General features: G+C 52.0%; 8 protein-coding genes. 6 read left to right on the top strand and 2 right to left on the bottom strand.

The window, feature by feature from the left end; translation table 11 throughout:
* The first annotated feature begins 295 nt into the window (after positions 1 to 295).
* Positions 296 to 763 carry a hypothetical protein gene (locus ACEW8P_RS25200; RefSeq protein WP_373515827.1) on the top strand — a complete coding sequence of 156 codons (468 nt, stop codon included), beginning with the start codon at positions 296 to 298 and terminating at the stop codon, positions 761 to 763.
* 55 nt (positions 764 to 818) lie between these two features.
* Here ACEW8P_RS25200 and ACEW8P_RS25195 read toward each other — a convergent pair whose 3' ends face one another.
* Positions 819 to 1,001: a histone H1 gene (locus tag ACEW8P_RS25195; protein WP_373515826.1), complete on the bottom strand. Its 183-nt coding sequence runs from the start codon at positions 999 to 1,001 to the stop codon at positions 819 to 821.
* 259 nt (positions 1,002 to 1,260) lie between these two features.
* On the bottom strand, positions 1,261 to 2,535 hold the full coding sequence (locus ACEW8P_RS25190) for an aminotransferase class I/II-fold pyridoxal phosphate-dependent enzyme (protein WP_373515825.1): 1,275 nt from the start codon (positions 2,533 to 2,535) through the stop codon (positions 1,261 to 1,263).
* Between the two features lie 326 nt (positions 2,536 to 2,861).
* On the opposite strand from ACEW8P_RS25190, the gene accC reads away from it, so the two are divergent.
* From accC to ACEW8P_RS25165, 5 genes are all read left to right on the top strand, one after another.
* Positions 2,862 to 4,355: an acetyl-CoA carboxylase biotin carboxylase subunit gene (gene accC / locus ACEW8P_RS25185; RefSeq protein ID WP_373515824.1), complete on the top strand. Its 1,494-nt coding sequence runs from the start codon at positions 2,862 to 2,864 to the stop codon at positions 4,353 to 4,355.
* A gap of 220 nt (positions 4,356 to 4,575) precedes the next feature.
* A complete protein-coding gene (locus tag ACEW8P_RS25180) occupies positions 4,576 to 5,937 on the top strand; it encodes a vanadium-dependent haloperoxidase (RefSeq protein ID WP_373515823.1) in 1,362 nt (453 codons plus the stop codon).
* Between the two features lie 152 nt (positions 5,938 to 6,089).
* Positions 6,090 to 8,408 (top strand): carboxypeptidase-like regulatory domain-containing protein, encoded by a 2,319-nt coding sequence (locus ACEW8P_RS25175; protein WP_373515822.1) that lies wholly within the window; start codon positions 6,090 to 6,092, stop codon positions 8,406 to 8,408.
* A 150-nt stretch (positions 8,409 to 8,558) separates the two neighbouring features.
* The gene (locus ACEW8P_RS25170; protein WP_373515821.1) at positions 8,559 to 9,791 is read left to right on the top strand and encodes a serine hydrolase domain-containing protein; all 1,233 of its coding nucleotides are present in this window, start codon (positions 8,559 to 8,561) and stop codon (positions 9,789 to 9,791) included.
* A gap of 63 nt (positions 9,792 to 9,854) precedes the next feature.
* Positions 9,855 to 11,329: NADH-quinone oxidoreductase subunit L (locus ACEW8P_RS25165; protein WP_373515820.1), on the top strand; the 1,475-nt coding region annotated here is incomplete at its 3' end.

The raw sequence follows: 11,329 nt of genomic DNA, 5'->3' as shown, positions 1-11,329 counted from the left end.
TGGCTGATATTGCACCCACAATTCTCGAACTAATGGGGATTGCCAAGCCGCAGGAAATGGCGGGCGAAAGCCTATTATAAACTATCCCGCTTTTCGGGGTGTTAGCATAATCGGAGAGTCGAAATGGCTCTCCGATTTTTGTAAAATCTATTTCAACGTGTCATTTATTTTTTCCAATAATCAAACTTTGGGCAAGAGCAGCATTTTTGCAACTATTGCGATATGCTTTTCGCTTGCCTTAACTGCTTGTCAAACGCCCGCTGAAACCGATTCGCAACCGAACGCTTATTATGATGTGAAAGGTTTTGTCCTAAACCAAATAAAACTTCTCAACCAACAGCAGCCTACCATTGAGAAAACGATGGTCGTTGGCCAGGAGGAAGAAAAACGGAGCACTAGAGAGGTAGATTGGAAAAGAGAGCTTGAATTGTTTCTGCAAGCGGATATTAATAAGCCCGCCTATCGCCTGAGCTACGCAGCTGCGCGGCCCGACTCGCTGACGTACGAGTACGTCTTGCAAACGGAAGAAGATTTGCCTGTCCGTTTCCTTAAAGTAGTTTTGGACAAAACCAATGGAAAGCCCCTCTTGATCGAAGCCAAAATCAGTTCGGAAAACCAGTTGTATGAATCCGAGAAAAACCTCTCGATTCGCTGCGAAGAAAAAGCGGGCGTATGGCGAGTAGCCGCTTACCAAATCAAAGGTTTCCAAGAACTCGTCATCAGCGATCGTAAGCCCTTCGACGTGCGGGTGGAGGTGCAGTGAAAAAGCAAAGCCCGGCTCATGGCTGAACCGGGCTTTGTTGCGTCGAAAAACAGGCTTATTTATCCTCCGCGTTCTTCATGTTCTGCACCTCGGTGCGAATGTCCTGCGCCATGGTCTTCAATTCCTGCATTCCTTTGCGAACGCGGGTACCAGCGGCCTGGTTTTTCTTATCGTAGAACTTATCGAAGTCTCCTTCGAGCGACATAATCAGGTTCTTTACTTCTTCAAATCTTTCCATTGTGTTCGTTTTATTTTAGTTGAAAAAATGCGTCAAATACGCTTGTTTAGGCGTGTTTAAGCCGAAGTTTAACAATTATTACCGCATTCACAACTTAATTTAGCAAAAAAAAGCACTCAAAAAATCCTAAAATAGGATGAGTCACCTTACAATAGTCAGTAATACAGTATGTTAGGTTAGAAAATAAAACTTATCGAACGGGCATAAAAAAACAGGCACTTTTGCGAAAAATGCGCCTGTTTCATTTGAGAGCCTATTTTTAAGCTCCGGCGGGTTCATTCACTTCGTCTTGTTGATAGACCCGATTTTTTAGTTTTTCAGCTAGAGTCGTGAAGGCGTCCAAAGTATATTCTACGTCTTCCAGCGTGTGAGCGGCGGTTGGAATAATTCGCAGCATGATTTGGCCCTTCGGCACTACGGGATAGACCACGATTGAGCAGAAAACCCCCATGTTTTCGCGCAGATCACGCACCATGCGTGTCACCTCGGGAATGCCGCCCTCGCTGTGCAGAAATATGGGTGTCACCTGCGACTCGGTTTCGCCAATGTCGAAGCCGCGTTTCCGTAGTCCGCTCTGCATGGCATCCACGATTCTCCAGAGGTCTTCCCGAAGTCCGGGATTTTCTTTGATCATCTGCAAACGGAAGCGGCAACCTTCTACGTAGGGCATAGGTAGTGCCTTCGCATAGGTCTGCGAGCGCATATTGTACTTTAAGTACATAATGATGTCGGGGTCGTTGGAAGCTACGAAGCCGCCGATAGCCGCCATCGACTTGGCGAAAGTGGCAAAATACAGATCGATGTCGTCCTGCGCGCCTGTAGCTTCGCCCGCTCCCGCACCAGTGGGGCCCATCGTGCCGAAACCGTGAGCATCGTCCACAAAAAGCCGAAACTTGTATTTCTTTTTGAGGTCGGCAATAGCCTTCAGATTACCTACTTTGCCCGACATGCCAAAGACGCCTTCGCTGATTACCAGTACGCCGCCGCCTTTGGCGGTAGCGTGGCGGGAGGCCCGTTTCAGGTTTTTTTCCAAGCTCTCCATATCGTTGTGGTTGAACTTGTAGTATTGCCCCATCTTGGCCTTATGCAGCCGCACTCCGTCAATAATACAGGCGTGCGACTCGGCGTCATAAACGATTACGTCGCGATGGTCGCACACGCTCTCGATGATCGACACTACGCCCTGATAGCCGTAGTTGAGAAGGAAAGCGTCCTTCTTACCCACAAATTCGGCGAGTTCCTTCTCGAAATCTTCGTGCATCTGCGAGTTGCCCGACATCATGCGGGCTCCCATCGGGTAGGCTAGGCCCCATTTTTCGGTAGCGTCAGTGTCGGCCTGCCGCACCGCGGGGTGGTTGGCCAGACCCAGATAGTTATTGAGACTCCAGTTGAGAACTTCCCGTCCCATGAAACGCATTCGGGGGCCGAGGTCGCCTTCCAGCATCGGAAAGGAAAAATAGTGATGGCTGTTCAGCATCTTGGCGGGCGTGCCGATTGGCCCCCAGTTATCGCGTAGTTTCTCAAAAATATCCACTTAGAACGGGTTTGTATATATTATTGAATGATTTCTGTATTGAATAAGTGCAAAAGTAGAAAAAATATTGACAAAAGCACTACTGTGCTTGCAGTCAATATGTTAACTGTATTATCGATTTATTTTTCAATCCTTGTAATCAGGCGTTTGACAAAAGTTTCAAAAGATAAGTTCAGGAAAAATTATAGGTTGAATCCAATTATTGCATTTAGCTGGAATAGTTATGATAGAATACAATGATAAATGAATGTAGGAATATTGAACTGGGGAATATCGGAATTTATTCACTAATTCCGATATTCACTTATTCATAATCTGAAGAATAGATGGCCGAAATAAAGAAAATCCTCATCGCCAACCGTGGCGAAATTGCTCTGCGCGTCATGCGTACCGCCCGCGAAATGGGCATAGCTACCGTGGCGGTGTACAGCGAGGCCGACCGTGAGGCTCTGCACGTCCGCTACGCCGACGAAGCCGTTTGCATTGGTCCACCGCCCTCGTCGGAATCTTACCTGCGCGGCGATAAGATCATCGAAGCCGCGCAGCGGTTGGGAGCCGGCGCCATCCATCCCGGCTATGGCTTCTTGTCCGAAAACGCCGCCTTTGCCCGCGCGGTAGGGGAGGCGGGGCTGATTTTCATTGGTCCTTCGCCTGAAGCCATCAAGACGATGGGTAGTAAACTGGCGGCCAAGCGAGCAGCGGGAGAGCGTAACATCCCGATGGTACCCGGCACCGACGGCGCAATCACCGACCGGGCCGTGGCCAAGCAGGTTTCGGAACAGATCGGCTACCCGATCCTAATCAAAGCCAGCGCGGGCGGTGGTGGCAAAGGGATGCGGGTGGTTGAAAAGCCGGAGGATTTTGACGAGCAGATGGATCGCGCCGTGAGCGAAGCCGTGTCATCGTTCGGCGACGGGTCGGTTTTTATTGAAAAATACATCACCTCGCCCCGCCACATCGAAATTCAACTCCTGGGCGACCAGCATGGCAACATCATTCACTTATTTGAGCGGGAATGCTCAGTGCAGCGTCGGCACCAGAAAGTAGTGGAAGAAGCGCCTTCGTCGGTGCTGACGCCCGAAATCCGGGAAGCGATGGGCCGCTGCGCGGTGGAAGTCGGCCATGCCTGCGGCTATTACGGCGCGGGCACGGTAGAGTTCATCGTGGACGATAAGCTGGATTTTTATTTCCTGGAAATGAATACCCGTCTGCAAGTCGAGCACCCGGTGACAGAGCTGATTACGGGCGTGGATCTGGTGCGGCAAATGATCTACATCGCCGAGGAAAAACCTCTAACTATCAAACAGGAAGACCTCACAATCCGCGGCCACGCGATGGAGGTGCGCGTCTATGCCGAAGATCCGGCGAACAACTTCCTGCCCGACGTAGGTACGCTGCAAACTTACGTCCGCCCGCAGGGTAACGGCGTCCGGCTGGACGATGGCTTCGAGCAGGGCATGGCTATCCCGATTCACTACGACCCGATGATCGCCAAGCTGATCACCTACGGCCAAGATCGCGAGGAGGCAATTGCCAAAATGATTCGCGCCATTGACGAGTACCAAATCACAGGCGTGCAGACGACGTTGCCTTTCGGGCGCTTTGTGATGGAACATGAGGCTTTCCGCTCGGGACAGTTCGATACGCACTTTGTGAGTAAGTACTTCACACCTGAAAAACTTGAAACTCCCGCAGACGATGTTCATCTGCAATTGGCTGCGCTATTGTCTGCCAGGCTCTCGGCAGAGCCTGCTCGCCCTGACGTAAGATCAGTGAACCTGCCATCGAGAGATAGCAAATGGAAAACGCAGCGTAGATAAACGATTGGGGCTTGTCTTCAAACAAAGCGTGGTTTCATTAAAAACTACAGAAGACGAACTATGCCGCCTTCGAGGGCGTTGTAAAAACCAGTACCTTTGCCGCCTGTTTGGGACTACATGATTCTGATTTGAAACGAATTAGGCTGGGTGCTTCTTCAATAAACACAAGAGAACTACGTTTTCGAACCAGAACGTAATACCCTGAAACTACTGACACACGATGAAAAAATTGTCTTTCTTTCTGGCAGTGTTATCCGCAACTGCTTTCTTGTCCGGCTGTCGCGAAACGACTACGCCTGACGTTTACAACCAAGCCGCTTCCGATCCCAAACTCTACGATAGTCTGGGTATTCATCTGACCAACGTCATCATTCACGATATTTTCAAGCCACCCGTGGCGAGTCGTATTTATGCCTACGCCAATCTGGCGGGGTACGAGGCGCTGGTACCGGGAAATCCTGAGTACAAATCGCTAGCCGGGCAACTTAATGGTTTCACCGCGACGCCGAAACCCGAAGAAGGCAAGGAATACTGCTTCCCGCTGGCAAGTGCCAAGGCGTTTGCCGTGATAGGCAAGAAGTTGACCTTCTCTGAAAAAATGTGGGACGATTACGAGAAGGATTTCTTCCAGAAATACATGGATATGGGCATCCCTGACGATGTTTTCGATCGCTCGATAGCCTACGGTGAGGCAGTGGCCAAGCACGTCATTGATTATTCGAGTGGTGATAATTATAAGCAGATCAGAGGTTTTCGCTACACTGTAACTAACGAACCTGGTACCTGGGTACCTACGCCACCCGCCTACGCCGACGCCTGCGAGCCAATGTGGAACACGGTGCGGCCCTTTACGATGGATTCGGTGAAGCAGTTCAGCTGCCCGGCCCCGGCCAAATACGACCTCAGCAAAAACAGCGAGTTCATGAAATTGACCCGCGAGGTCTATGATATCGGTAAGGACATGACCGAAGACCAGCGCACGACGGCTTATTTCTGGGATGACAACGCTTTCGTAACCAACGTCGTGGGCCACGTGATGTTTGCCAACAAAAAAATGACTCCGCCGGGCCATTGGCTGGCGATTACGCGCACGGTAGCGCAGAACCAAAAGCTCGACCTGATGAAGACCACTGAAACCTATGCTTTGGCTTCTATCGCTATGTTCGACGCCTTCATTTCGTGCTGGCAGGAAAAGTACAGCAGCGTTCGCATCCGGCCCGAAACGGTTATCAATAATGGTTGGGATCCCGCTTGGCGTCCCTACCTTGAAACGCCACCCTTCCCCGAATATGTGAGCGGTCACAGTTCAGTTTCGGCGGCTTGCGGTACGGTGCTCACGCATTTGCTGGGTGAGAATGTTGCCTTTACTGATACGACCGAGAAGAAATACGGCCACGGCGTGAAATCCTTTAAATCTTTCAAAGACGCTTACTGGGACGCTTCGTACAGCCGGATGTACGGCGGTATTCACTACCGCGACGGTGTGGAGGAAGGTACGCACCTGGGCGAAACCGTCGGTGAGTGGGTTTGGAAAAAGCTCGACACCCGAAAGCAAGGTAAGGAGAATGTGGCAGCGCGCTAAAATATTCATCTACTGATAAATCCTCGCTTGAACTACCCGGTTCAGGCGAGGATTTTTTATAAACTACCCAACGGTTCTCGAGGAGAAAAGCGATTGGCAAGTAGGGGCTAAGCGGGGCTAAGTTGTTTAAATGGCAAACAAACCTTCAAGCCATGAAAAAAATTGCCCTTTCTCTTCTCATCCTGTTTTCCCTCGGAAATTCTTCTGCCCAGACGCCCACCCAAACGGTGAAGGGCCGTCTGACGGACGCCGAATCCGGGCAGCCCGTCTTTGGGGCCAGCGTCATAATCAGCACCATTGAACCGATTCTGGGCAGCACGACCGACGAGTCGGGGTACTTCCGCATCGAGAGTGTACCCGTCGGAAGGCACACGATCAAAATTTCGAGCATTGGCTACGAGGACGCCGTGTTGCAGGAAATTTCGATTGGCTCAGGCAAAGAAGTGGAGTTGAACGTGAAGCTCACCGAATCCCTGCAAAATCTGGACGAGGTTACGATCAAAGCCCAAAAGCAAACGGGCGACGCGCTGAATGATATGACGAGTGTAAGCGCCCGCTCATTCAGCGTGGATCAGTCTAAACGCTACGCAGCCGCCATTAACGACCCGGCCCGGATGGCTCTGTCCTTCGCGGGCGTAGCTACCAGCGACGATACTAACAACCAGATTATTATTCGGGGAAACAGCCCCAAGGGATTACTCTGGCGCATGGAAGGCGTAGAGATTCCGAATCCCAATCACTTTGCCGAGGAAGGTTCTACGGGTGGGGGTGTGAGTGCGCTGAGCGTGAACGTCCTGGGCAATTCCGACTTCCTTACGGGAGCATTTCCGGCCGAGTACGGCAATGCCACTTCCGGCGTTTTCGATCTGAAACTGCGGAACGGAAACGCCGAAAAACGTGAATACGCCCTGCAAGCGGGGGTGTTGGGCCTGGACTTCGCAGCCGAAGGGCCGATCAAGAAGGGTTCAGGTGCTTCGTATCTGGCCAACTATCGCTACTCCACTTTATCTATTCTAAATGCGTTTGGGATAGAAGTAGCGGGTGATGGTGTCCTGAATTTCCAAGATGGTGCTTTCAAAGTTTTTATTCCTCAAAAAAAACAAGCGACTCTTTCAGTTTGGGGCATGGGCGGCCTGAGCTCGCAGCGAACCGACAAGACGAATTTTCGGGAAGACTACCACTCGGATCGCGGAGTATTGGGCCTTAACTATGTCCGCTATCTGAATCAAAAATCCTACATGGAAACCATTCTTTCGTATTCGGCTACGCGGCAGACGTTCGACTACACCAACAAAAATAACGACGACTGGGATCAGGAGCAATACATTAACCAGGCGCTTCGCCTGACGCTCAACTACAACTACAAGCTGAACGCTCGCCATGCCCTCCGCGCGGGAGTCATCGCCAGCCACCTGTCGTTTAACCTGCTGGATAAATTCCGCAACCAGGAAACCACCCGCACCTTGTTGGATCAGGCAGGTTCTACGCAGCTCATGCAGGCCTTTGCCCAATGGAAGTACCGTGTTTCACCAACCTTAACCCTCAATTCGGGTGTACACGGTCTATGGTTGGCCCTCAACGGGCAGGCCTCCGTTGAGCCGCGCCTGGGTCTGCGCTGGAGCGTGGCCCCACGCCACACGCTGAGTTTCGGGACGGGACTGCACAGCCGTACCGAGTCTATTTCCACCTATCTGGCGCAGGTGCAGGTAGGGGAAGAACGCACTGCCGCCGTGAACGAGAATTTAAAACTGACGAAGTCGGCTCACCTGGTGGCGGGCTACGAATTCCGCCCGGCCCAGAATTGGCGCATTCAAACCGAAACCTATTACCAAAGGCATTTTAATGTCCCCATTGGTCCGGTGGGTACCAATCGTCCTTACCTGTTAGCGAGTTCCTTTCTCAACGCCATCAGTGGTTACGCCAACGATTCCCTTGTTAGCGACGGAACAGGACGGAGTTACGGGCTGGAACTGACGGTAGAGAAGTTCCTGACCGGGGGCATTTACTTTATGAGTACCACTTCGCTCTACCAATCCAAATACACGGCCCGCGACGGAGTCGAGCGCAACAGCCGTTTTAATGGCAACTTCGTGCAGAATCTTTTGGCCGGAAAGGAGTGGGCCGTCGGGCGCAATAAGAAGAATATATTCGCTTTCAACGTAAAAGGAGTGTGGGCCGGAGGAAACCGAGTGACGCCCATCGACCTGGCCAAATCACGGAAAAACCAGCGTACGGTTTACGACTGGTCGAGAAGCTATGCCGACCGCCTTCCCTACTACTTCCGCACCGACCTGCGGGTGAGCTACACCAAAAATAGCCGCCGCACTACTTCCACCTTTTCACTGGACATCCAGAACGTTTCCAATCGCTTGAACGCCCAGTCACGCTACTACGATCCAGGCGAAGATAAAATCGATTATTTCACGCAGATGGGTTTGATTCCGGTACTCAACTACCGCTTGGAGTTTTAGAAAGCCTGCAACGAATTGATCTGGTGATTTTTTACCAATAATCCGGGCGGTGTTCTTTTCAATTTAGGAAAAAGGATACCTTTGCCTGAAATACCGCCTACACCCTGACCGTTCATCCTGAAAAACTTCAATAGTACCGTAAACCGATAAGTGAATCGGCCAATGATCAACGTGGTGAAGCAAGGAAAGTGGGCCGGATGGCTGGCTATTTGTGGTATCGTATTTATTTCGGCATGCGACCGTACGCAACATAGTAAGGTTAGGCAGCCCAACGACTGGTACACCGAGTGCGTGGGCGAACCCCTGACCGCCGAGCAGGAAGTCAAAGTCCGGCAGCAGATCGACGCCGAGAAGAAGGTGGCGGAGATCGAGGAGATTTTCCGTAAAAAGCGCCTGGCGGGCTTTAACGGCAACGTCCTCATTGCCCAAAAAGGTGTGGTACTTTACAAGAAATCATACGGCTACGCTCACCTCAGAGAGAAAGACACACTGCGCACCGACCACGCCTTTCAACTGGCGTCGCTCTCCAAGCCCTTTACCGCTGTAGCAGTTCTGAAACTATACGAGGCTAACAAACTACGTCTGAGCGATTCTATTCAACAATTTTTTCCTGATTTCCCCTACCACAATATCACGATTCAGAATCTGCTCAGCCATCGCAGCGGCTTGCCGAACTACACCTACGCCTTCATGGACAGCGTCCGGCGCGGACAAAAGTACCCAGCCAATACTACGATAATCCACTGGTTTGCCGCCGTTAAGCCCACGCCCAAACGCTACGGCTACCCTGACCGCTCGTTTAATTACAGCAACACCAACTACCTGGTGCTGGCCGCGATTGTAGAAAAGGTTTCGGGTGTGCCTTTCGGGGAGTATTTGCGCAAACACATTCTGGATCCGCTGGGCATGAAACATACATTTCTGGTGTCGCACGCGGCAGATTCCACGGTTGCCTACCGTACATCGGGCCACCAGAAGGGCCAATTGATACCGAAAGATTATTACGATGAGGTGTATGGCGACAAAGGCCTATGCTCTACCACCGAAGACCTTTATAGGTTTTACAAAGGACTAATGGCCAATTGTTTGTTGAGCAAGAAAACGATGCGCGAGGCACTTTCGCCTCGCAGCTTCGAGCGGCCCGGCCTGAAAAACTACGGATACGGCTTCCGGCTGCACCTCGACGAGCTGGAAAAACCTAAGTACATCTACCACGGCGGCTGGTGGAAAGGCTATAACACCATTATGTGGATCAGCCCGGCGGAGGACTTCGTCGTTATCATTTTGAGCAACTCCTACAACCGCTCCGTTTACCAGGTCAAGGAACTGATCGACATCCTGCACGGGCAGGTGCAGCCCGACGACGTGGAGAAAGACCTATGAGGAAGGTTTGAATTCGGGCCTTAATTGAGGATATTTGCCCGGCCAAACTACCAAAAGCCCCTCATGCCCGCTACCGATCTGCCCATTTTTGCCCTGCTTTTGCTGGCGATGCCCTTGCTGGCAGCCATCGGCCTGGCGCTGGCGGGGAGGCGGCTCGGCAACACAGCTGGCTGGATTGCGGCGGCCATCACGCTGGCCGGGTTGCTGCTGAGCGTCAGCCTCTTTTCCCTGAACGAAACCCGGCTTTTTCATCACGACTGGGTCAATCTTGGTACCAATACGCTCAGGATTTCGCTGCGGCTCGATTACCTGGGTAGTTTGATGCTCCTGCTGGTGCATTTCGTAGCGCTGCTGGTGCAAATTTATTCCATTGCCTACATGCGTACCGACGCCGCCCGGGTCAGGTACTTTGCCTTCATTCAGCTATTTGCGTTTTCCATGCTGGGGATCGTGCTGGCGGGTAGTTTGGTGATGATGTACGTTTTCTGGGAACTGGTCGGGCTGTCTTCCTACCTGCTCATCGGCTTCTGGCACTACAAACCTCGCGCCGCCTGGGCCGCCAAAAAAGCCTTCATCCTCAATCGCATCGGCGACGCCGCTTTCCTGGCGGGCATTCTGATGCTGCTTCACTACGCCGGAACTACCGATTTTTCAATCCTCCCGACTGACCTTTCCGTATCGACGGACCGCTGGTACGCCAGCCCGATCCTTCCTCCTTCGGAAAACATCGCCCTTACAACCATAGGCATTCTCCTCTTTGGTGGCTGCATCGGTAAGTCCGCTCAGTTTCCGCTGTCGGCCTGGCTGCCTGACGCCATGGAAGGGCCAACGCCCGTCTCGGCACTCATTCACGCGGCCACGATGGTAGCAGCGGGAATTTTCCTGCTGGCCCGTATCGCCTTTTTGCTCACGCCCACGGCGCAACTCGTGATTGCCATTGTCGGCACAATCACCATGCTCCACGGTGCCTGGAAAGCCATGTACGAATGGGACATTAAACGAGTGTTGGCATATTCGACCATGTCGCAGCTAGGACTCATGGTACTGGCGGTGGGCGTTGGGAGTTGGCAGGTTGCCATGTTTCATTTGTTCACCCACGCGTTTTTCAAAGCCGGACTTTTCCTGTCTGCGGGATCGGTCATTCACGCACTAAGTCCGCACGATGCCAAAATCCACTTCGATCCGCAGGATATGCGGAACATGGGTGGGCTACGAAGCCTCATGCCTAGAACATTCGTTTGCTACGTAATTTGCGCAGCAGCTTTGGCGGGCATACCGCTGTTTTCCGGTTTTCTGTCCAAAGACGCCATCTTCGCAATGGCCTTCGTTCGCGCCGCTGAGGAGGGTAGTTTTTGGTATATCTTCCCGATTGTAGCTATGCTGGCAGCCGGACTCACCGCTTTCTACATGGTGCGGCAGGTGTGGTTGATTTTTATGGGTAAAAATCGTTTTGCCAAGCGGGCCGACCTACATCCGCACGAATCGCCCGCCCTGATGTGGGGACCAATGGCCGCACTAGCCGCCGGGTCGCTGTTTTT

Source organism: Persicitalea sp., assembly GCF_041751555.1.
GTDB lineage: Bacteria > Bacteroidota > Bacteroidia > Cytophagales > Spirosomataceae > Persicitalea.
This window is presented reverse-complemented; position numbering and strand designations above follow the sequence as displayed.